General features: G+C 28.9%; 20 protein-coding genes. 8 read left to right on the top strand and 12 right to left on the bottom strand.

Going from position 1 to position 24,013, the window contains the following annotated elements; genetic code table 11:
- Positions 1–29 precede the first annotated feature (29 nt).
- Positions 30–1,337, bottom strand: a complete 1,308-nt coding sequence (locus tag BPP43_RS09845; protein WP_015274838.1) for a sialidase family protein — start codon at positions 1,335–1,337, stop codon at positions 30–32.
- A gap of 480 nt (positions 1,338–1,817) precedes the next feature.
- Between BPP43_RS09845 and BPP43_RS09840 the strand changes: the two genes are divergently transcribed.
- The 4 genes from BPP43_RS09840 (at position 1,818) to BPP43_RS09825 (ending at position 6,047) form a co-directional block, all read left to right on the top strand.
- The gene (locus BPP43_RS09840; protein WP_013243876.1) at positions 1,818–2,714 is read left to right on the top strand and encodes an N-acetylneuraminate lyase; all 897 of its coding nucleotides are present in this window, start codon (positions 1,818–1,820) and stop codon (positions 2,712–2,714) included.
- Between the two features lie 73 nt (positions 2,715–2,787).
- Complete coding sequence (locus BPP43_RS09835; RefSeq protein WP_013243877.1) at positions 2,788–3,252, top strand: NanQ anomerase/TabA/YiaL family protein; 465 nt, start codon at positions 2,788–2,790, stop codon at positions 3,250–3,252.
- A 69-nt stretch (positions 3,253–3,321) separates the two neighbouring features.
- The gene (locus BPP43_RS09830) at positions 3,322–4,854 is read left to right on the top strand and encodes a sodium:solute symporter family protein (RefSeq protein ID WP_041747649.1); all 1,533 of its coding nucleotides are present in this window, start codon (positions 3,322–3,324) and stop codon (positions 4,852–4,854) included.
- Between the two features lie 38 nt (positions 4,855–4,892).
- Positions 4,893–6,047, top strand: coding sequence for a cyclically-permuted mutarotase family protein (locus BPP43_RS09825; RefSeq protein WP_015274837.1), 1,155 nt, complete (start codon positions 4,893–4,895; stop codon positions 6,045–6,047).
- A gap of 74 nt (positions 6,048–6,121) precedes the next feature.
- Here the strand turns inward: BPP43_RS09825 and BPP43_RS12420 are convergent, their stop codons facing one another.
- From BPP43_RS12420 to BPP43_RS09815, 3 genes are read right to left on the bottom strand one after another with little or no spacing between them, the layout of a single operon-like run.
- The gene (locus BPP43_RS12420; protein WP_252832316.1) at positions 6,122–6,385 is read right to left on the bottom strand and encodes a hypothetical protein; all 264 of its coding nucleotides are present in this window, start codon (positions 6,383–6,385) and stop codon (positions 6,122–6,124) included.
- Positions 6,363–6,869, bottom strand: coding sequence for a class I SAM-dependent methyltransferase (locus BPP43_RS09820; RefSeq protein ID WP_252832315.1), 507 nt, complete (start codon positions 6,867–6,869; stop codon positions 6,363–6,365). The genes BPP43_RS12420 and BPP43_RS09820 overlap by 23 nt, the downstream gene beginning before the upstream one ends.
- 39 nt (positions 6,870–6,908) lie before the next feature.
- Positions 6,909–7,247, bottom strand: a complete 339-nt coding sequence (locus BPP43_RS09815) for a hypothetical protein (protein ID WP_014935340.1) — start codon at positions 7,245–7,247, stop codon at positions 6,909–6,911.
- Positions 7,248–7,397: 150 nt separating this feature from the next.
- Here BPP43_RS09815 and BPP43_RS09810 point away from each other — a divergent pair, with 150 nt between their 5' ends.
- A complete protein-coding gene (locus BPP43_RS09810; RefSeq protein WP_014935339.1) occupies positions 7,398–8,339 on the top strand; it encodes a TDT family transporter in 942 nt (313 codons plus the stop codon).
- Between the two features lie 897 nt (positions 8,340–9,236).
- On the opposite strand, the gene BPP43_RS09805 is transcribed toward BPP43_RS09810, so the two are convergent.
- From BPP43_RS09805 to BPP43_RS09785, 5 genes are all read right to left on the bottom strand, one after another.
- Positions 9,237–9,641: an A1S_2505 family phage non-structural protein gene (locus BPP43_RS09805; protein ID WP_015274836.1), complete on the bottom strand. Its 405-nt coding sequence runs from the start codon at positions 9,639–9,641 to the stop codon at positions 9,237–9,239.
- Between the two features lie 24 nt (positions 9,642–9,665).
- On the bottom strand, positions 9,666–10,436 hold the full coding sequence (locus BPP43_RS09800) for a cell division protein FtsQ/DivIB (RefSeq protein ID WP_013243884.1): 771 nt from the start codon (positions 10,434–10,436) through the stop codon (positions 9,666–9,668).
- A 16-nt stretch (positions 10,437–10,452) separates the two neighbouring features.
- Positions 10,453–12,402, bottom strand: a complete 1,950-nt coding sequence (gene metG, locus BPP43_RS09795; protein ID WP_013243885.1) for a methionine--tRNA ligase — start codon at positions 12,400–12,402, stop codon at positions 10,453–10,455.
- Positions 12,403–12,891: 489 nt separating this feature from the next.
- Positions 12,892–15,156 (bottom strand): thiamine pyrophosphate-dependent enzyme, encoded by a 2,265-nt coding sequence (locus tag BPP43_RS09790; protein ID WP_013243887.1) that lies wholly within the window; start codon positions 15,154–15,156, stop codon positions 12,892–12,894.
- Between the two features lie 14 nt (positions 15,157–15,170).
- A complete protein-coding gene (locus BPP43_RS09785) occupies positions 15,171–16,202 on the bottom strand; it encodes a 2-oxoacid:acceptor oxidoreductase family protein (protein WP_014933835.1) in 1,032 nt (343 codons plus the stop codon).
- 256 nt (positions 16,203–16,458) lie between these two features.
- Here BPP43_RS09785 and BPP43_RS09780 point away from each other — a divergent pair, with 256 nt between their 5' ends.
- Positions 16,459–18,300 carry a methyl-accepting chemotaxis protein gene (locus BPP43_RS09780; RefSeq protein WP_015274835.1) on the top strand — a complete coding sequence of 614 codons (1,842 nt, stop codon included), beginning with the start codon at positions 16,459–16,461 and terminating at the stop codon, positions 18,298–18,300.
- Positions 18,301–18,375: 75 nt separating this feature from the next.
- Complete coding sequence (locus BPP43_RS09775; protein WP_015274834.1) at positions 18,376–18,795, top strand: PepSY-like domain-containing protein; 420 nt, start codon at positions 18,376–18,378, stop codon at positions 18,793–18,795.
- On the opposite strand, the gene BPP43_RS09770 is transcribed toward BPP43_RS09775, so the two are convergent.
- From BPP43_RS09770 to BPP43_RS09760, 3 genes are all read right to left on the bottom strand, one after another.
- Positions 18,792–19,904: an MGDG synthase family glycosyltransferase gene (locus tag BPP43_RS09770; protein ID WP_013243891.1), complete on the bottom strand. Its 1,113-nt coding sequence runs from the start codon at positions 19,902–19,904 to the stop codon at positions 18,792–18,794. The genes BPP43_RS09775 and BPP43_RS09770 overlap by 4 nt on opposite strands.
- Before the next feature lie 88 nt (positions 19,905–19,992).
- A complete protein-coding gene (locus tag BPP43_RS09765; RefSeq protein WP_013243892.1) occupies positions 19,993–20,421 on the bottom strand; it encodes a PepSY-like domain-containing protein in 429 nt (142 codons plus the stop codon).
- 363 nt (positions 20,422–20,784) lie between these two features.
- On the bottom strand, positions 20,785–22,140 hold the full coding sequence (locus BPP43_RS09760) for an aspartate kinase (protein ID WP_015274833.1): 1,356 nt from the start codon (positions 22,138–22,140) through the stop codon (positions 20,785–20,787).
- A 218-nt stretch (positions 22,141–22,358) separates the two neighbouring features.
- Between BPP43_RS09760 and BPP43_RS09755 the strand changes: the two genes are divergently transcribed.
- A complete protein-coding gene (locus tag BPP43_RS09755) occupies positions 22,359–23,972 on the top strand; it encodes a hypothetical protein (protein ID WP_015274832.1) in 1,614 nt (537 codons plus the stop codon).
- Positions 23,973–24,013 lie beyond the last annotated feature (41 nt).

Below are 24,013 nucleotides of genomic sequence, written 5' to 3'. Positions count from 1 at the left end.
AATCATACTTAATATATATCATATATTTTTTACCAAGTTTGTGTGTAAGTTTCACCATTAAATGCTTTTAAATTAAATCTTCTAAATACTATATCATAAGTACCACTACCACTAGCAGTATCTAGATTTTGTTCTTCAGCTAAAATACCTATAGTACCGTCACCTAAAACCATTATAGAAGAATAAGCAGCATTTTTTGTAGAAGAATCTTGAAGTTGTTTATTATTAGCCCAAGTTACACCTTCATCCTCACTCATAACTAATGATAAATTTTTTCTAGTGCTACTATTATTCAAATATACATGCAATATTCTATTTTTAGCATGACCATCTTTTTTAAGAGTATATCTCATACCTTCAGCATCTATAGTAGGATCAACAAAAGCACCTGCTGTAGCTTCGGTATATGTAGAAATAGATGATGCCTCTCCTTGATTTTCATCAAGTAAGAAAAATCTTCTTTTTTTAGCTGTTGATGGTCTAACAGATAATAACAATTTTCCAGTATGTGTACCTTCTGCTATTCTTGTTACTACTTTAGGCTCATCATTATCATTATCTTCTAATACACCTATTACTTTCCAAGTTGATCCATTATCTGTAGACTTTATTACAACTGTTCCTTTTTTACTATGACCAGTATTACCAACTAGAACAGCAGCATATAATGCCCCTGTATCTGGGTCAGTATATCCTCTTCCAGAAGCAGCAAATCCTTTAATGAAACCTTTTCCTTGAACTGTAGTATTATCATATATTACTTTTTGAATTTCAGTCCACTGACTCCAGCTTTGACCATCATCTGTACTTTTTGACATTTTTATTAAAGAATTACCATTATATTCTTGCTTCCATGCATTTCCTGCAGCACATAAAACAACTAATGTACCATCTTTACAAGAAAATATAAGTGGATCACCATGTGAGTCTTCTTTCTTTGTTGCTAAAGGAGGTATTGAAACTGCTTGTCCCCAAGTTTTACCTCCATCTGTACTCCTTTTTACAACCACATCAATATTTGCAGCTGCATTAAATCCAACATCTGATTCAGATGTTTTTCTGCTGTCTGATACAGCTACTAAAGTTCCCTTTGTTGTTTCAACTATACCAGCTATTCTATAAATATCGCCTTGTTTTGAATCAAAAACTATTACAGGATTAGGCTGATAAACTGATGATTGCTGAGCATCAGATAAATACCAAGAAGGTTTACCATCAGGGGTAGTACCTCCACCTCCATTACCACCTTCTGTAGTATCATTACCAGGATCATTTGGATTAGCGCATGATATCAGCAGTGAAGATGCTAATATCAAAAATAGTTTTAACTTGCTCATAATAAGCTCCTTATAAATATTTGTTGTATATAAAAAAAATTACTAATCATAACTTTATAATAATAAAAAACGAACTAAAGTAGGAAAAAGTACTCTATATTTCATATACAGTTTACAAGTATAGTAAAATAATTTCATATTGCAAGAATTTTCATATTATTTTTTGATATTTATTATCTTTTTTTGATTATTAATAGATACAATATACCCTTATTATGTGTTTTTACATATATTTATTTATATATTAATTTCAATAAAAATAACTTAATAAAATCAATACAATATCATTTATTAAAAAATATACTAGTAAACATTACATAAAAATTACTACTAAAAGAATTAATTTGTATAAAAATCACATTTTTTTTATTTTTATTTAAAAAATCATATTAAAAGATATTGATAAAATTAAACTTATTTATACAATATATAGATATAGCTATAACATAAATGATTAAAATAATTTTAAGGAGAAACAGCATGAATAAATGTGAAGGTATATTATCAGCTCTAATGACTCCATTCAACAAAAGTGGAAAATTAGATGAAAAAGTATTGAGAAAGTATGTAAGACATAATATTGACCGTATGAAAGTTAATGGTTTATATGTTGGCGGTTCTACTGGAGAAGGACTATTAATGTCTAAAGAGGAAAGAATAGCTGTATTTGAAATTACTAAAGAAGAAGTTAATGGAAAAATACCTCTAATAGCACATGTGGGTACATTGAATCTTAATGAAGCTTGTGAAATGGCACAAAAAGCAGAAGAATTAGGATATGATTTAATATCAGCTGTTACTCCATATTATTATCCATTCTCATTTAATGACATTAGCAAATATTATAATACTATTTTAAAGGCAACAAATAAAATTCCTTTGGTAATATATTTCTTGCCTAGCTTATCAAACAACAGCATATCATTAAATGATTTCGGAAAACTTTTTGAAGATAAAAGAGTGATGGGAATAAAATACACTTCATCAGATTTATTCTTATTAGAAAGATTAATACAAAAATTCCCAGACAAAATGATGTGGGCTGGTTTTGATGAATTATTAATAGCATATGCTTCTTATGGTTTAAGGTCAGGAATTGGTTCTACATACAACATACAAGCTCCTTTAGCAAGAAAAGTAATAGATGCTGTTGAGGCTAAAGATTTATCTAAAGCTTTGAAAATACAGCATGACATGAATGATATAATTAAAACTTTATTAAGCGTAGGAATATATCCAGCACTTAAAGAATGTATTACTTTCTATGATTCTTCAGCTGTTTCTTATTGCAGAGCACCTATGGGTTCAAAACCTCTTGGTAAATCAGAGAAAAAAATATTAAAAGATATGTTTGATAAATATTTGTCTAAACTATAATATATTTTAGGGTGCTGCCTTTTTATTGCGGCACTCTTATTTTTAATTAATTTTTATAAAAGGAAGTTGTTTTATGATATTAAAGCCAATAAAAAGTGAGTTCAATCAAAATTTTCACGATACTATATGGAAAGCTAAAAATTATATTAGAGAGCATTACGAAGAATTAAAAAAATTACCTAATGGAAAACACTTACTTGATAAAGAGATATGCGAAGGTGCTTTTATAAATGTTACAGAATATGATAATAAAGATAATCCGCCTTGGGAATCACATTTAAAATATGTAGATGTTCAAATAATTTTTGAAGGCTCTGAAGATTTTATTATAGCAAACACATCAACATTAAAACCAAAAACTTATGATGAAGCTTCAGATTATCATGATTGGGAAGGCGAAGGAACTCTACGTTTAACTTTATCTCAAGGAGAAATGCTTATACTTCTTCCTTACGACGCTCATAGAGTAGGACTTCCTCCAAAAAGCGGTAAAAATCACGTTAAAAAAGCTATAGTAAAAGTTCCATACAAAGATTAACAAACTATACTTTCTTAAAAACAAATAACATTTTTTATAAATAATATTTTAATAATAGGAGAAAATTATATGGCTTGGCATTGGTTTGACTGGATAGTCATAGGACTATACTTTGTCGTAATGTTTTTTATTGGTATGTTCTTTGCTAAAAGAACAAAATCTACAGATGATTATTTTAAAGCTGGAGGAAGGGTTCCTGCTTTAGTAACTGCAATGAGTATTTATGCTACTGCTTTATCATCTATTTCGTTTATTGCTATACCTGCTTCTGTTTATAACAATAGCTGGTTGCTTGGTATGGCACCATTGGGAATTATCTTAATGGTATTATGGGCAGCATACACTTTTGTACCTTTCTTTAGAAGAGTTAATGTTACTACTGCTTATGAATATTTAGGAAGAAGATTTGATAATTCTTTCAGACTTGTTGGTAGTTTAACATTTATACTTTTCCACGTTGTAAGAATGGCAATAGTAATTTACCTTCCTACTTTAGCTATACAACAAGTTGTGCCAACATTAAACCCAGTACTAATCACTATTGTAGTGTCAATATTCTGTGTTGCTTATACATCTATGGGAGGTATTGAGGCTGTATTATGGTCTGATGCTATACAAACTGTTGTACTTCTTTTGGGTGCTTTCTTAGTAATTATAGTAGGTTTCTCTTCTGCTCCTGAAGGTGTAGGACAAGGTTTCAAGCTTTTAGCTGATGATGGTAAAATTATAAGCCCTGATTTCTTCTCTTTAGATTTAGCTAAATCTAGTATTTGGGTTATGATAGTTGGAGGATTTGTAAACTCTATTTATTCTTATGTAGGTAGCCAAGACATAGTTCAAAGATATGCTACAAACAAAGATGAACATGAAGCTAAAAAAAGTTTATTTATGAATGTTCCTTTGCTTTGTACTAGTATTGTAATATTTATAGGTATGGGTTCTGCTTTATATATTTATTTCCACTTTAAAGCTACTTTACCAGAAAACATTAATGGTAATGCTATACTTCCATACTTTATAGTAAATGCTTTACCTGTTGGTATATCTGGTCTTGTAATAGCTGCTATATTTGCTGCTGCTCAATCTACAGTATCTTCAAGTTTAAACTCTGTTTCTACTTGTATGACTGCTGATATTTTAGAATATTTCAAATCTGGAATGGAAGACAAAAGCAAACTTAAATTTGCAAGAGTTTCAAGCTGGATAGTTGGTATATTTAGTACATTGCTTGCTATTTACTTTATATATAATGGTCAAGGAGATATGTTCTTGTACTTCCAAGCTATTACTGGTCTTTTAGGCGGTCCTATAGCCGGAGTATTCTTAATTGGTATATTCTTTGATAAAGTAGAATCTAAAGCTGTATGGATTGGTTTTATAGTTTCTGTAATAATTGCATTCTATGTAAGCGACCCTGCTGGTATGCTTACTAAGTTTATACCTGGTTATGTTAAACCTAAAATATTTGAGTTTATGTTATCATTTATAATTATAGGCTCTAGTGTAATAGTATCTTTTATAGCTTCTTTCTTCTTTGGAAGACCAAGCGAAGAAAAAATAAAAGGTTTAACTTATTCTACTACTATTAAAAATCAAAAATAATAGTGGAATTATTTTGGTTTTATTATAAGGAAATAACAATGAAAAAATTATGTTTAATATTATCTATTATATTTGCTGTTAGCTGTTCAAGCAATACTACTTCTTCTAGCAGCAATGTAAACGTATTAGATTCTAAAACTGACAAAAAAATAGTTTGGGAGATGGGAGGACGTTTACCTGCTCAAACTGGAATGGATAAAAATATTGGTACTGCTGGTTTATTGTATGGTTCTTTAGAAAACAAATATATTGTTGTTGGAGGAGGAGCTAACTTCCCTGAAGAATCTGTACTTAACGGCGGAGCTAAAAAAACTTATTCTGACATTTATATGCTTGAAGATAATAACGGCGTATTAGAAGTTGTTGAGCATATTAACTGGGAAAACGAATTAGGATATGGTGCTTCTATTACTACTACAAACGGTATATATTATATAGGCGGCTCTTCAAATCCTGAGGCTGATGATGATATATTATTTATCACATTAAAAAATAATAAATTAAATGTTGAAAAAATAGGCGATTTACCTTTTACATTACAAAATGGTGTTGCTGTTTATAAAGACAATAAATTATATATTATCACTGGTAAACAATCAGGCAAAGGAAGCGACAAAGTTTATGAATATGATTTAGCTACAAAAGAGACTAAAGAATTAGCTCCTGTACCTAATCAAGCTAGCAGAACTCAAGCTGTTGCACAATTACTAAACGGCAATATATATGTATTTAGCGGAGGAGATGCTACTGCTTATACTGATGGTTATAAATATGATTTTGCCAACAACACTTGGGATCAAGTTTCTGATGTTGCTCTTAACAATGAAGGAATATCTTTACTTGGTGCTGTATCAGTTAAGCTTAATGAACAAGAAATGCTTGTTATAGGCGGTTTTAATAAAGCTGTTTATGATGATGCTGTTTATAACTTGGGCAATCTTCAAGAAGAAGCATTAGCTGATTTTAGAGCTGGTTATTTTGGTGCTGACCCTTATGAGTTTGATTGGAACAGCAAAATATTAATTTATAACTGTGAATCTAATACTTGGAAAACAATAGGAGATGTTCCTTTTGATGCTCCTTGCGGAGAGGGTTTAATATTAATAGGAAACAAAATATATTCTATTAATGGTGAAATTAAGCCTGGTGTTAGAACTGACAAAATGTATGTTGGCACTATAATGGCTAAATAAAAATTATTAGTTTAAGAAAAAGAAAAGGGTTTTATCTATAAAAAGATAGAGCCCTTTTTTATTGCATTAAAAACTTATTTAAAACACAATGTAGCCCAGAAGGTAGGTACATTATATTCATGAAGCACTCCCTCTCCGTTAGTGTCTTCATAAATATCAATTAGCTTAAAACCACATTTTAATTGGCCTCTTATCTGCTCCTCAATAGTGTGAGAAAATTGAATGCCGTCATTTTTATTTAATAATTCATCTAATAATTTTTTATCTTTTAATGGATTAAATGGAAGTTTGTATTTAATCTCTTTACTATTTTCATCAAATAAAAAAGTTAATTCCATTATCAAGCCCAGACATAAGCCTGCCACCTTTTTTTAATACTCTATAGCATTCACTCCATATATGAGAAACATTCTCTACATAACAATTAGAAACAGGATGAAAAATCAAATCAAAGCTTTCATCTTCAAAAGGAAACTTTTTTGTCATATCATATTTTATGGCGTTTATATTATAATTTTCTCTTTTTGACACAAATATATCATTATCTATCTGTTTTTGAGAATAATCTATTAATGTGCATTTAGCTCCCAAAGCTGCAAATATTGGCATCTGCTGACCGCCTCCAGAAGCAAGCCCCAATACATTTTTAGTTTCCAAATTTCCAAACCATTCTTTAGGAACATTTTTAGTTGGTGTTAAAAGCATATCCCACTTTCCAGTTTTAGCTTCTAGAAACTTCTTATGGGTAATAGGCACACCCCATACCCAACCATCTTCAACCCATTTATCTATAGTTAAAGAATTAATTTTTGTATAATCCATATAAGACCTTATTATTAGATTATTACTATATTATAAAATTTATTGCTTTGTGAAAACTCCGCTTTTTCCGTCTGCTTGAACATTTGCTGTAGTATCACTTGTAAATACAAGATCAACTGTAAAAGTTTTACCAGCAACTGTTGTACTTGCTGAATAATGACTATCGCTATGTTTTGTTATTAAAGCTGCTGGAATAGTAATATTATCATATTTTAATGAACCATCAGAATTAATTGTAACAGTTTTCCCTAGAATATCGCCTTCGGTACAAACCCAAGTGCCTTCATAATTTTTACTTAAACCTAATATATTATCAGTTTTACAACCTATTATAACAATACTTAAAATACTTAAATATAATAAAACTAATTTTTTCATTTTTTACAAACTCTCCTTAATTGTTATATACTAATACAATAATATATTTATAGCAATTATTTAAATAGATTTTTTTTATTTTTTAATATATAATATTTTCACACAATATAAGGAGTTAAGAATTATTATAAATTCTTTTTTAATTTTATTATGATAAACAAAATAAACAAAATGCCTACAGCACTTACAGGTTTAGCACTTGGCGTAGGCGGTATATTCAACGCTTGGACTATATTTACAGGAAAAAAATATTTTGCATACATTGGAGCTTTAATATCATCTGTATTAATACTTACAATAATAACAAAAATATTTTCATCATTCAAAGCATTTATTAAAGATTTAGAGCACCCAGTAGCAGGAAGTACAATACCTACTTTAGATATGGCTATTATGGTAATATCAAGCTCTGTAGTACAATTTATAAGGCCGCTTGGTATTGCTATGTGGCTTACAGCTATAGTAATACATACAATATTTGCAATCACTTTTATAGCTCATAGAATAAACTTAAAAGACAGACATAATATGGTGCCTAGCTGGTTTGTTCCGCCTATTGGTATAGTTGTAGCTTCTGTTAGCGGAAGTGCTATGGGTTTTCCTACTTTATCACAGTATATAGTTTATATAGGAATGGTTATATATATAATAATGTTTCCTTTTATTTTCTATAGAATCATTTTCCATGAACCTTTAGCTGAAGATAAGTTTCCTGCTTTCGCTGTAATGGGAGCACCTGCTAATTTATGTTTATGCGGATATTTAACTGCATTTCAAACATACAACACTGCTATACTTAATTTATTTTTAGCATTAGGATTAATCACAACATTTAAAGTTTATTTATCTTTAATAAAAGCTTTTAGAATAAAGTTTATACCATTATTTGCAGCATACACTTTCCCTCTTGCAATAGGTGCACAGGCTCTTTTGAAATTTGCTAACTATTCAAAATCTATGGGCGGAGAATATTATTATATATGGAGATATGTTGCTATAATAGAGCTTATAATTGCTAGTTTGATGATATTATATGTATTTTTAAATATGATGTCTTTCATACATTTCAATGTTATAAAAGATAAGGAATAAAATATAATTGATTGTGTTTTGTTATAATATTTAGTTTTTATAATTTTTTATTTTATTCAATTTTTTATTGTTCTTTTTCCCGCGTACGAGCTGTACCACCTTGCCGCACGGTAATGCTATGCTTTTAATTATAATTTCTTAGTCGTGCGGAGGAGTGCATTTTAATGCACAATTAAATTATAAAATTTATAATAAAAATGCAGTTCTTCGCGAAGCGTATCCGAAGGATATAAGGTTCTTTTATACCAATACCGAAAGGTACCTTGCCGCAGGCACGCAGAGCGTCGGTAAAAGAACTGGGGTGCTACCCTACGGGCACGCTTCGCAGAGGGCAAAGCCCTGCAAATAATTAAAATAAAAGAGTCAAAAATTTTTACTATTATATTAAACTATTATTTTTTATAATTTTTTGTTGTTCTTTTTCCCGCGTACGAGCTGTACCACCTTGCCGCACGGTAATGCTATGCTTTTAATTATAATTTCTTAGTCGTGCGGAGGAGTGCATTTTAATGCACAATTAAATTATAAAATTTATAATAAAAATGCAGTTCTTCGCGAAGCGTATCCGAAGGATATAAGGTTCTTTTATACCAATACCGAAAGGTACCTTGCCGCAGGCACGCAGAGCGTCGGTAAAAGAACTGGGGTGCTACCCTACGGGCACGCTTCGCAGGGGGCAAAGCCCTGCAAATAATTAAAATAAAATAGTCAAAAATTTTTACTATATATTAAACTATTATTTTTTATAATTTTTTGTTGTTCTTTTTCCCGACTTACGCGGTGCGGACTTCTTCAAAGAACCAAAAAGTGCAAATATTTTGGCTTTATATATTTTGAATATGAATAAAATATAAAATAATACTTGTATTTTTTACTAACTTAAAAATTTTTAGTATATCAATAATTATCTTTTAAATAATTAATAAATCTCTCTGGTAAATACACATTACTATATTCTAATGCCTTTCTAAATAAAGGAGCTATTTCTGATACTTTAAATCCCGCTATGCCGCAGCCTATCTCTGTAACAAAAAATTTTTTATCTTTGTTTTTTATAGTAAAATCTAAAAACTCATCGACATATTTTTTTATTTCATCAATGCTCATCTTCCCACTTCTCGTATAATCAACAGTAGGAATAGCAAAAGTTTTACCCTGAAGACCAAAAGCCTTGCCATATACAGCTCCCCAATTCATAGCCATTCTTGCAGCTCCTCCTGCATGCATACCTTCTGTGTTGCTTCCAAATACAAAAACTTCATCGTCTTCTAATTTATCAATATGTTTTGCTGATACTCTCATAAATATAAACCTAATAGTGATTGGTTAATTGATTATAGCTTCATTAAATCTAAAATCTATTCTATAAGTTAAAGTAGCCTGATCATGCACAGTTTTTAATATAGCAGCAAGATCAACAAATTTATTAGCAGTAACATACTTGTCTAATATCACCTGAACCTGATAGCCCCTTGGATAAAGTATTAAATCCTTTCCAAAAGCATTTATCTCTGAAATAAGATTATATATATCATAATTGTTAGTTTTTAATTCATATAAAACGCTTCTTAAATATTTTGTATAATCATTTTCTATTTTTTCATTTGTTGAAGTGATAGTTAAACCTGTAATATAAGGTACATCATAATTATAAATAGATGAATTTCTTATAATATATCCGTCATCGGTAATTTCATATATACCATTTTGGGACTCTGCTAAAAATAAAGTCTCTCTCTCTTTTATATTCACGATAAGTAAATCTGGAAAAGATATTTTTATGCTTTCTACTTGAAGCCTGATATTTTTTTCTATTCTTTGTTTTATTTCTTTTTTCGGTATCAAAAATAAACTTTTATTATTATAATCACTCAAATTAGCTTCTTCTATTATAGTAATCGGCGCTATTAATTTAAGCCCTCTTATCTCAACTCTCAAAACTTTTGCTTTATTAAAAACAAAAATAATGCCAACGATAAATATTATTAACAAAAAATATAATACTATTTTCTTTATTAATTTTTTTTGTTTTTGATTTAATTTATTTTTTTGAAGCTTTTTTCTTAATTTGCTTTCATTAAAAGTTTTATTTTTCATTTTTTATATTTATTTTTTAATTTACTTCGCATCCAGATTTAAAACCTTTCTCAGTTACCATAAGAGAAAGAGTCTCTCCATTATCTGCCAAAAGAAGCATACCATGTGAATTAACGCCTCTAAACTTTTTAGGTTTTAAATTAGCAAGATAAAGCACAGTCTTTCCAACCATATCCTCTGGTTTATAATACTCAGCTATAGATGATACAACAACTCTCTGCTCGCCTCCGCCTATATCAACTACAAACTTTAAAAGCTTATCAGCATTTTCTACCTTCTCAGCAACAACTATTGTAGCAGTCAATAATTCTAACTTCTCAAAATCTTCTTTTTCTATGTATGGTTTATGTTTATCTTCTTTAGGAGGATTAACTTCTTTTTTGTTTTCCTCTGAAGAAGCACCTATCTCTTTTTCTATATCATATCTATTAAACAAAGGCTCTCCTTTCTCTATCTTTATGCCAGCCTTTAAAGAACCCCATTTCTTAGCATCTTCCAAAGGTACACTGTCGCCAAGTCCAAGTCTATTAAATACCTTTTTAGGAGTCTCTACAAAAAATATCTGTAAATAAGCAGTTACTATATAATATGCCTGAAAAGATATATACATTACATTAGCTAAATGGTCTCTTTTACTTTCATCTTTAGCAAGATTCCAAGGAGCACTCTCTTCAACATATTTGTTCACCATTCTTATCACTTCCCAAATATTAAATAAAGCCTCTTGAAACTTAAAACTGTCTAGTGCAGATTCTACATTAGCATCTAAAGTAAGCACTGCCTTTTTTAATTCTCTCTCTCTATCAGAATAAACACTCTCAACCTCTTCTGGAAGAATACCGTCAAAATATTTGCCAAGCATTGTAGTAATTCTATGCCACAAATTACCATAATCATTAGCCAAATCGCTGTTAATTCTCTTTAAGAAAATCTCTTGTGAATAAAATCCATCAACACCAAAATTAATCTCTCTCATAAGAAAATATCTTAAAGCATCAACACCGTATTTATCTATTAAAGCATTAGGATCAACAACATTTCCCCTACTCTTACTCATCTTCTTACCATCATCAAAAAGTACCCAGCCATGACCAAATACTTTTTTAGGAAGCGGTATATCAAGCATTTTAAGCATTATAGGCCATATAATAGCATGGAAACGAACAATCTCCTTACCAACAAAATGAACATCACAAGGCCAATATTTTTTATATAGCTCATCTTCTTCACTATAGCCTAAAGCTGTAATATAATTTGATAAAGCATCAATCCATACATATATACTATGCTCATTATCTATAGGGCAAGGTATACCCCATTTTAAGCCCTTACGAGTAACAGCTAAATCTTCAAGACCAGGAAGCAAGAAATTCTTAAGCATCTCATTTTGTCTCTCTTTTGGCTCTAAAAATTCAGGGTGCTCTTTATAATAATTGATAAGCCAATCTCCAAACTCAGAAAGTTTAAGATAATAACATTCCTCTTCTTTATATTCCAATTCTTTCTCACAATCAGGGCAGTAACATTTTCCATCATCTTTTTTTACAACCTGACTCTCTGTAAAAAATGCTTCATCGCTTACACAGTAAAGACCTTTATATGAACCTTTGTAAATATAACCTTTATCATAAAGCTGTTTAAATATATTTTGTACTCTTCTTTCATGATAATCATCAGTTGTTCTTATATAATGACTATAATCTATATGAAGTCTTTTCCACAATTTTTTTGTAGCATCTACTATATTATCAACATATTCTTTGGGAGTAGTTTTAGCTTCTTCTGCTTTTCTTTGAATCTTCTCTCCATGTTCATCAGTACCTGTTAAAAAATAAACATCATAACCCATTATTTTTTTATATCTAGCCATGGTGTCTGTTGCTATAGTACAGTAACAATGTCCTATGTGTAAATAATCTGAAGGGTAATATATTGGAGTTGTGATATAAAATTTTTTGTCTGTCATTTATTATTTCTCCCTAAAACTATGTTTAGACAATTATACTAAAATAAATGCTTTTTGTAAAGATAAAATTTTTATATATATTTAAATAATCTTTTCTAAACCCCACCCTTTTATATTTGTTGCTTAACTTTATAATTGTTAATATTAATTATGTTTATTGCTTTATAAGAAATGTTAACACCCACCCAAGTTTTATTTAAATTAAAAACCTATTTAACGCACGTTTAGTTGATTGTTTTTTATAGTTTAAATTATATTCTTAATTAGTTTATATTTAAAGCTTTACTCTGCGTGCGGTGAATAATTCAATAATTTTAAAAAAATTTAGGGCGGGAACTATATTTTCCGTGAAAGCAATTAAAAAAATAAGTTTTCATTTTTCATTTTAAATAAAAAAGAATAATGGGCGGGATTTAGAAAAAAGCAAAAAATAACGGCTGCTAATATTTCATTAACAACCGTTATATTTATTTATGTTCTAATAATTTATTATAGAACAGGACTTTCATGCATAGCTTTTAAGCGAGCCCATCTGTTATCAACATCTGCTTGGAATTTATCAAGTATGTCTTGATGTTTAAGAAGGTGCTTAGTTTTACCCATTAATTTTAACCATTCAGTAACAGGTTGTTTTTTGTCATCAGCTACCATATTAGTGATAGTAGTGATACCTTGTTCAACCTCATATAATGGGAAGAAACAACAATCAACAGCAGCTTTAATAATATCTTTACCCATATCATCTGGAGTTTTCCAGTTTAATGGACAAGTGATAAGAAGTTTAACGAAAGCAGTACCAACGTTATTAGCATACCATTGAGCTTTAGCAGCTTTTTTAACTAAATCTAAAGGATAAGCTTCACAGCCAGTAGCAATATAAGGTATATGACAACCATTAAATATTTGAGCTACGTCTTTGTGACCGAATTGTTTACCAACTTCAGCTTTACCAACGTTAGAAGTAGAAGTTCTATGTCCTAATGGAGTAGAGAATGATAATTGGTTACCAGTGTTCATGTATCCTTCATTATCATATTCTAAGATAATCATTTTGTGATTTCTAATAGCAGCACCAATAGAAGGTCCCATACCTATATCATGACCACCGTCACCAGTAACCATTATGAATGTAGGATCTTCTGGTCCGTCAATTTCTCCTCTTCTTTTTCTCTCATGATACATTTCTACAATACCAGAAAGAGTAGCAGCACCGTTTTGGAACAAGTTGTGAACATAAGTAGTTCTATAAGAGCTGTAAGGATAACCAGTAGTAACAACCATAGAACAACCAGTATGTACCAAAAGTACAACAGAACCTTCTATACCTTTCATGAAAGTATTGATACCAGAGAATATACCACAACCGTTACAAGCACCATGACCTTGAGCATAACGATAAGCTTTACCAGTTAATTCTCTAAGAGGTGGAACTTTAACATCAAGTTTATGAGTTTGTTCGTTCATAGTAACAGTAATGCCTGATTTTTGGCTCTCTAAAGTTAAAGGTTCATGTATAGGTTTCATTTTAACATTAGGGTCACCCATATATTGTTCTAAATAAGAGTGTTTTTCAACAGAACCAGCTTTAGCTAATTCTTTTAAACCTAATTCAAATAATTCTTTAGCTTTGTCAAGAGTAAACTCAGTACCGCCAAGACCATAAACTCTGCTAACAATAGAAGATTTGTTGTTAGGGTCATTTTTAAGAGCAGCTCTAATCTCAGTAGACATATTACCGCCCATACCAGAATAAGTATCTTGTCTATCACCTACAACAACTACTTTAACATTAGCAAGTAATTTTTGTAATTCTTTTTCAGGGAAAGGACGAATCTGAGTAATAGCGAAAGCACCAATTTTAAGATTAGGATTAGCTTTTCTCATTTCATCAACAGCCAAAGTACCAGTTTCATAAGCAGAACCGCAAAGCATTAAAGCAACTTCAGCTCCTTCCATGTTATGAGTTTCTATAGGAGAGTATTTTCTTCCAGAAAGAGAAGCAAACTCTTCAAATACTTCAGCAATAATAGCTCTAGAATCTTCTAAAGCTTGAGAAAGTTGTAATTTACTACCTGTTAATTCGTCTTCATTCATGTAAGGCCCAATAGTAACAGGGTTCTTAGTAGGCTCAACAGAAGTAACTTCAGGAGTATATTTACCTAAGAAATCTTGAACATCTTTATCATTTTTGAAAAGGTGGATTTTTTTCTTTTGGTGAGAAGTAAAGAATCCGTCAGAAGAAACAATGATAGGAAGTTTAGCTTTCTCAGCAATTTTTAATGCAAATATATTGAAGTCATAAACCATCTGAGTAGTATGAGCCATAATGATAATCCAACCAGTGTTAAGAGCCATCATTATGTCAGATTGGTCACATTTAATATCTAATGGACCAGAAACAGTTCTGTTTACAACGTTTAATACCATAGGGAATCTAGTACCAGCTTGAACAGGTAATTGTTCCATAGCAAAAAGTAAACCGTTAGCAGAAGTAGCATTGAATACTCTTCCTCCTGCAGTAGTAGCACCATAACAGATACCAGCTGCACCATGTTCACCGTCACCAGGAATCATGCAAACAGTATGTCTGCCATTAGCTTTCATTTCATCTAAGTACTCAGCAATTTGAGTAGATGGAGTGATTGGGTAGTAACCCATAACGTGATAATTGATTTGAGCGGCTGCAATGGCTGCTAATTCATTACCACTTTCAAGTATGTTTTCTTGCTCAGCAAGATTATATTTTTGTGCCATTTATACGCTCCTTATTATTTTTTATAACGTCTGTATGTAAGTTTATCAACATCACAATTAGCTTCTACTTCTATTCTTAAAGCCTGCTGATCTTTTTCAAATTTACCAGAATAAGGTCCTTTAGGGCAAGCTCTAACACATTTTAAACAACCTTTACAGTATTGATAATCTATACCCATCATATTCATAGCAGTTTTATTAGGGTCTTTCCTGTCTGGTCCTTTTTCCCAAACGATACAAAGGTCAGGACAAACAACTTCACAGTTAGCACAATCAATACAGTTAGCAGGATTGAATACAGGTATATTACCAGTACGAGTAACTTGTAAATCTTTTAAAGTAGAGTTACCAGCAGCATTGATATAACCGCCTGTTAATTGGTTATTTTTACCATATACAGGTTCTGGTTTTTTATAAGGAATATAAGGATATTTTCCGTCAGCTTTGAATTCTTTAACAACAGATTCACTTCCGCCTTTTCTGAAAGCTTCAATATTTGGCTCAACTAATTCAGCTTTTCTTCCGCCGAATTGTTTTCTGATTTGCTCTTCAAACTTAGCAGAATCTATGAAATCAAGCTGATTAACCATAGCACCCATTATGATAGTATTAGCAGCTTGTGAAGGAAGTTTTAAATCATTAGCGATTTTTATTGCATCAATACAAACTACTTTACCGCCATGTAATTTAGCAAAATCTCTTGCCTCATCAGGTGTTTTATTAGTGTTAAAAATAACAATAGCATCTTCTTTAACACCAGCTAATGTAAGAGGGTTTTTTAGAAGATTCATGTGGAACACTGCCACTACATGTGGTTCTTCTACAGTAGAGTTTACTCTAACTTCAGTTTCTGAAAACCTTACAAAAGATTTTACTGGAGAACCTTTCTTTTCTGAACCATAACTTGAGAATGCAGCACCATAGAAACCTTGTGTTAAAACGCCTACTTCTGCAAGCATTTTACCAGCACTATTAGCACCCATTCCACCGATACTTTCGAGACGGATCTCGAAAAATCCTAAATCATTGACTTTTGGGAGTTTCACAGTTTTATTCTCCTTTTATTATTAAAATATGTGATTTTTGGGTTAATACTCTTATATATCAACCTATATATTCTACTACAAAATACATAAAAGTCAAATTAAATATTATTATTATACATATAAATATTTTAATGAATTTTAAAAACTTTTAAAACAAAAAACATAAAAATATGTTTGACATACCTAAAAAACTATAATACTATATACCCTATACAGGTAAAAATAATAGAAATATATATATAGAGAGTTTAATAAAATGAAAAATAAATTTAATAGTCTAACAATACAAATACCTATGGCAATTAATATATTTATTACTTCATTGATGTTTATATCGATTTTTACATTAGTAAGTATGTCTTCAAAAGCTATAGATAAAGCTACATATGACGGTTTTCAAACTACTGTAAAAGGATATACTACTTTTATAAACTCATGGTCTGAAAATCAGCTTGTATTAGCGGATACTTACTCTTCATTATCATTTGTTATTAATTATATGATACAAAGAAATGTTGAAGCAGAAGCTAATATGCTTACTGTACTAGGGTTAATGGGAGCAAAAAACCAATATGTAATTAGCTTATCATTAGTAGAAAAAGACAGCACTATTATAAACAGCTCTTCAAAAGGAGATAATATCACTGGTAAAAAAATATCTGAATTATTTCCAGAACTGTGGCAAAAATTTAACAATGTAAAAAAACCTACATTATCAGACTATATATATAAAAATAATGACGGAAGATGGATTATAGGCTGTATATCTCCTGTGCTTTCAAGGACTGATAAAAGCTATTTGGGAGCTATGCTTGTAATATTAGATTGGTCTAAAGTTGTTGATGAGATGCTAATTAATATAGGAGATAATTTTGATAATGATAGAAGAATTTTTATTATAAATCAAAAAAATATTATAATGCATAATTTATTAGAGAATATTGGTAAAGAGTTTCCAAAAGAGTTCAATAATATAATTAATGAAAAAGAAGGTTATTTATCATTTACAGAATCATCTGTTGAAAAATCATGCTTCTTCTATTCTGCTAATAATCTTCCTTGGAAATTGGCTATTGCTATACCAAATAAACTATTAAATCAAAATAAAAATAAATTAATAACTACAGGAATTATTATAGGAATAATAGGAATTATTCTTGGATATATAATAGGATATTTTTACACAAAAATAAAAATCTCTCCTTTAAAAGTTGTAGCAAAAGAAGCAAAAGATATGTCAAAAGGAAATTTTGTATTAGAAGAGCATAAGTTTCAAAATAATGAAATAGGAGAAATAGCAGATTCTTTTAGAGAGATGAGAGATGCATTATCTAACATAATCAATGAGGTTAATAATACTTCAGAAAAAATTAATGAGTCTGCCTTAATATTATCTAGAGGAAGCAATGATTTAGAGCAAAGAACTGAAGAACAGGCAAGCAGCCTAGAAGAAACATCATCTGCAATACAGCAAATGGCTTCTACAATAAAAAGTTCAACTGCAAACTCTGTAGATGGAAATAATATGATGGCATCATCTAAAGAAGCCGTAGAAAATGGTGCTAAGAGTATATCAGAAACTACAAGAAATATAGAAGAAGTTTATGAGGATAGCGAAAAAATTAAAACTATCACAAAAACAATAGAAGATATTGCTTTTCAAACTAATATACTTGCTCTCAATGCCTCTGTGGAAGCTGCACGTGCAGGAGAACATGGAAAGGGTTTTGCTGTTGTGGCATCAGAAGTTAGAAACTTGGCTCAAAACTCACAAACTTCAGCTAAAGACATAACATTATTAATAGATAACATATATGAAAAAATTAATAAATCTGCAGAAACTGCCAGAGAATCTAAATTAATATTTGATGATATACAATCAAAAGTGGAAAACACTGCTAAAATAATGAATGAGATAAGCACAACTGCATTAGAACAAGAAACATCTATAGAACATGTAAATATATCTATATCAAAAATAGATGCCATTACTAATAAAAATGTTTCTTTAGTAGATGAGACAGCATTATCATCAAAAGAAATTTTAGAACAAGCACAAAATTTACAAGAATTAATGAAATTCTTTAAAATGAATTAATTTACTAAAAAATTGACATTAAAAAATATTATATATATAATCCTTTGTATATAAATAATAATTCTGGAGAAAATAATGAAAAAAACATTGTATATCATTTTTATATTATCAATAATGAATATCTATTTATACTCACAGTCTATTGGATTAAGTGAAGTACCTAAAAGCTCTATAATGTTTGCTGATAAATATTTCTCAGATTATTATCTATATAGAGCTGCTAAATCATCTGGAGGATATGTTTTAATATTTAAAGGCGGATTAAAAATATATGTAAACTTTAATGGAGATTGGCATACTATAAGCGGCGGCGGCGATGAAATATCTATAGATTATATAGAAGAAAAAATACAAAATATCGTAAAAAAAGAATTCCCAGATGAAAAAGTAATATATATACAGAAAAAAAGCAAAGAATACAAAATACAATTCAAAAGCAGAAGAAAAATCACGGTAGACTTTGACGGTAATATTACAAAAGGCAAAAGAGATTAAATATTATCTGCTAAATATTTAACAATATCATCTCTAACATTTCTGCCATAATAATCAAATTGTGCCTCTCGCATTTTTACAAGGTTTTCTCTATTATTAGCAATGAGTAAGTCTATTTTATTAAATATATCATCTGTAGATTTTGAATCTAAACCTAAACCATTTTGCTGTATATAAATAGGATTCTCCTCTTCCTGACCTGGTAAAGCCCCCATAGATACTATTGGAATAATGCAATTAACTGCCTCTATTATGGCTGTAGGACCTGACCTTGTTATTAATATATCATTATCATGAAAAAGTTTTGCTATATTTTGAGTGTAGCCTATTATCTGAGGACTATAACTTCTTGAAGCATAAAATTTATTTAGCTTATTATATGTATGCTTATTTCTTCCGCATATTATTGTAACTTCGCAATTATATCTGCTATAAAGATTTTTTATTATATATAAAAGTCTTTTTGTCTTTTCAGAATTATTGAGTATTAATATTTTTAACTTTCCATTTATATTTGTATTTTTAATAATATCTTCTTTGCTTGCAAAAGGAGCATCAAAACCATTTCTTACAGGAAGACCGAATGTTATAAGCTTTTCTCTGTCTATTCCATTTTTTATCATATACTCTGTAGCTTCTTTTGAAGGGCTTATTATTTTATCTGCTCTATTATCAAACCAAATCTTTGTTATTGTAATTAAATCTGTAATAAGTATAAAAAACTTCACATCTAATTTCTTCTTCTCTATTATATTTAATAAACTTCCGCTAAATAGAGGATGCACATTCAAAATTAAATCTGGCTTATACTGTTTATAAATCTTTAAAAAACTTCTCTTAATTGTTATAGAATTATTTTTATTAATAAAGTCTTTGTTTTTAAATGAAAACTTAAAAATCTTCTCCCAAAGTTTAGGAAAATATTTTACACATTGATTATAAAGTCTCTCAGCTGCTAATAAATCAGGACCTCCCAAAGTAAAGCCATTTACTACTTTTATCTCAACACTATCTTTATATAATTTTTCAAAACCTTGAATAAGAGCAGTATGTACACTTTTATGCCCATGACCTGTATATTCTGAAGATATTATAAGTATTTTTTTCATTTTTTTACCTTTTTACTATAACTATTAAGATATCATTAATAATATTATAATAAATTGATATCTTTTGTCAATCTAATCATTAATTGTTTTAAATAATATTTCCTTCTTTATCAAAAGAAACTATTTTGCCATCATCAACTTTAAATTGATAGCCTTTAGATTTTTTATATATTGAGTTTATTTTAGTATATTTTGATTTTAGAGTATTTATAATATTTGAAGGTATAAATCTGCCTGCTTTTTCAAATGGTATAATATTTCTATTGCCTATAATATTAATCCATTCTCCTTTAAAATTAAATTGAATAGAACTTCCGCCTTTAAATACTACTATATAATGATGGCTCATCATAGTATTATGTATTGTATAATCATTAAAATTATTTTCTATAAATTCTTTTGAAATATCAGGAAGCCTTTCATAAGGTATCATAGTAAAATTACTATCATCATAAAAATATAAATAACCAGAGCTAAAAAAACTTAAAAACAATAAAAATAAATAAAGCTTTTTCATTATTATTTTCTCTATATAATATAATTAATTATGTACAACTAATTATAATATAATAAAATATTTATTATATTGTATCTGCTTTTTTACAAATATTATTAAGTTTATATTGCAAAATAAGATGCATTTACTATATACTACCATATTTATAATAAAAATACTTAAAAGAAAGCCCGCAAGTAAAGAAACTTAATAATACTTCAATCAACATATTAATATATTTTTACCTGTGAAATATTTTATTTATATTATAGTTTTATATATACAAAAAAATAATCCACAGGTAAGTATATTAAGCAAAAGAAGTAAATGAATTGGAAGTATTACTCCTTTTTTATAAACAAATTTTCTCCAACTTATTACTAATTATTGTTCAGTAAAAAAAGCCTTATAAACAGCATTAATAGCCTTGTTTAAATCTTTTTCCTTAACCCCTATCATAATACTAGCTTCACTGATACTCTGGTTAAGCATTTCAATATTAACATTAGCCTTCTCAATAGCATTCATAGCCCTAGCAGAAATTCCAACAACCTCCTGCATACCTTCTCCCACAAGCATTACTAAAGCCAATTCATTATCAAAGAAAACATTATCAACATTAAGTTCATCACGTACCCTCTCATAAATGCGTTTCTCTTTCTCTTTTGTTAAAGTAGAACCTCTAACTATTACAGATATATTATCTATACCAGAAGGAGCGTGCTGATATGGTATTCCTTCATCTTCTATTATAGCCAACAATTTTCTTCCAAAACCAACTTCCCTATTCATAAGATATTTACTAACATAAAGACAAGAAAAGTCAGATTCTCCAGAAACACCAACAACCGGATTTTTTAATTTATCTCTCTTTGCAACTATTTTAGTACCTTTTGAAGCAGTGTTATTAGTATTAAGTATATGAACAGGTATATTAGCTTCATAAACAGGCTGAAGTGCCTCTGCATGAAGTACATTAAAACCGCCATAACTAAGCTCTCTCATCTCTCTATATGTAAACTCATCTATAAGTTTAGGATTATCTACTATACTAGGAGAAGCAGCCAAAACTCCATCTACATCAGTAAAGTTTTCGTATACTTCAGCATTCACTGCCTTAGCAAGTATAGAACCAGTAATATCGCTTCCGCCCCTTGGGAAAGTTACAACATCTCCCTTCTGTGTATATCCAAAAAATCCAGGGAAAACTACTATAGCACTTTCATCTTTTAATTTAGCTAAATTCTTATAAGAAACATCAAGTACAGCAGCATTTCCAAACTCTTCTGACAATAATAGCCCAGCATCTTTAGGATTAACATATTTTGCCTCTACTCCTAAACTGTTAATATATGAAGCTACTACCTTAGCATTAATATCCTCTCCTAATGCCTTAACTCCATCTGTAAACTTTGTAGCAATACTTTTATCTTCTGATATCCTCTTTTTTATGTCTCTGTCAATCTCTTCTAAAAGCGAATTAGATAATCCTAAATCATCTATTATACTTTTAAATCTTTCTAATATTATCTTTAATTCATGATTGCCGTCTTTTCCAGCAAGTATTGCATCAGCAAGTGCTATGAGCAAATCGGTAACTTTAGTATCTTCTTTTACTCTCTTACCAGGTGCAGAAACCACAACTATTCTTCTATCTTTATCAGATAAAACTATATCTACAACTTTTTTTATCTGTGAAGCATTAGCAAGTGAAGAACCTCCAAATTTTGCCACTTTCATAATTTATATCCTCCGAAAAAACGCAAATATATTACTATTTATAATAACATAAATAATACTTTTATTCAATTATCAATTATAAAATTAATTAAAATAATAATACGGAATTTTGTATTTAATAATTAATAAATTATATTAAAGTAAACAATATATTTTCATAATTTAATTATATAACTAAAATGACGAAAATAATTAATTGTGTATAGGGTATATAAAATATGATAAGCATTAAAAGAAGACGTCAAATAAAAGCAACTATTATAATATCATCTATATTAATAATAATTTTAGCTGTAGGGTTGGTAATAGGATACTATCCTTTTGGACTGCATCAAAAGAATATGAAAAATATTAATATGCCAAAAGATAGTATTATATATATAAGTGCTAAAAGTATAAATGAAAGTATATCAAAATTTACTAGCTCTGTATATGCTTATAGAATTTCTCATGATGAATCGATGTATGATTTTTCTATAATGATAAAAACTATTGATGCTTTCTTTTATAATTTAAAAAATAATTCAAATTTCTTTATAAAACAGTTTTCTAAAATTTTAACCTCCAGAAATGCCTCCATACTCCTATGGAAATATAATAATAGTCTTTCAAATTCAGAATTATTGTATTTTTTTGATGTGGGTAAAATTAATACTTTTTTAGCAAATGTTTTTTTTAATTTGAAAACAGTAAATATAGGAACTGTAAAATATGAAATAAAAAAAGAAGTATATAACAATTATAAAGTATTTGGACTAATAAATGATAAGCCTTTAATTTATTTTTCTTTTTATAATGGTATTGTTATAATAAGCAAAAATTATTCAAGCATAAAAAAAATTATAGACTTCTTTGATGCTAGAGCTGGAAGTTTTGAAAATATAAGCATATTACAAAACTCATCATTAAATTATAATCCTGATATTTCTTTTTATATAAATAAAAAGTTGTTTGATGATAATAAATGCGAAGGCTCTATGCTGTTTAATCCAATAAAATATTTTAGAGATGTTTATAATATATATGGAAATATAAAACTATATGATGATAATGGCAAAATGGATATTTTTGTTGATTATAAATATGGAGGCTCTGATAAGTTTGAGCTTTATAATTTAAATAAACAAAATAATATACAAAATTATTTGCCTTATCAAAATACTGTTGTTTATTTATCATTAAAATCTTATATTTCTGGGCTATACCCTATTATATATAATGATTTAAAAAATGATAATAATACAAAAATAAAAAGAGAATTGTTAAACTTATTTAATAAGATGAATAACAAATATTCTTTTTTAAGTATTATTAGTGATTTATACGGAGAGATGGCATTAGCTTATATAGAATCAAGTAAGATAATTTATCCTATTATGATATTTAATATAGAAAACTATGATAATATTTTACCGAAATTAGAAAATGAGTTATTAAAAAAATATATTAACATCACAAAGTTAGAAAAAAAATATAATAATGGTTATATATATTCTTATACTTTTCCTAATGGTTCATCATTATATTACACATTTGTAGATAAAATATACTTTTTTAGTGAAAACGTAAAAGCAATAGAAACAGCAATAAATAACATAAATACTAAAAACACCTTAAATGAAATGACAAAGAAAATAGATGACTATAATCCAAATTATATATTTACAATACAATTAGAAAAAGCAAATAGAATATTAAAATATTTTAATGTGCCTCTTAGAAACTGGAGCTATCCTAATAATTTAGTAATAGGAAGCAGTGTAAACTCAAATTATACGCATATAAATATAAGCTTTGATGCAAATTTCAGAAAATTAAAAAATAATCAATAGCACTATTTAAAATTATAAATTATAATTAATAATATTATTTT

Origin of the sequence: Brachyspira pilosicoli P43/6/78, from assembly GCF_000325665.1 — a bacterium.
In the GTDB taxonomy this organism is placed as follows: Bacteria; Spirochaetota; Brachyspiria; order Brachyspirales; family Brachyspiraceae; genus Brachyspira; species Brachyspira pilosicoli.
Note: the sequence above shows the minus strand (reverse complement) of the source record. Positions and strands in the feature narration are given on the sequence as shown.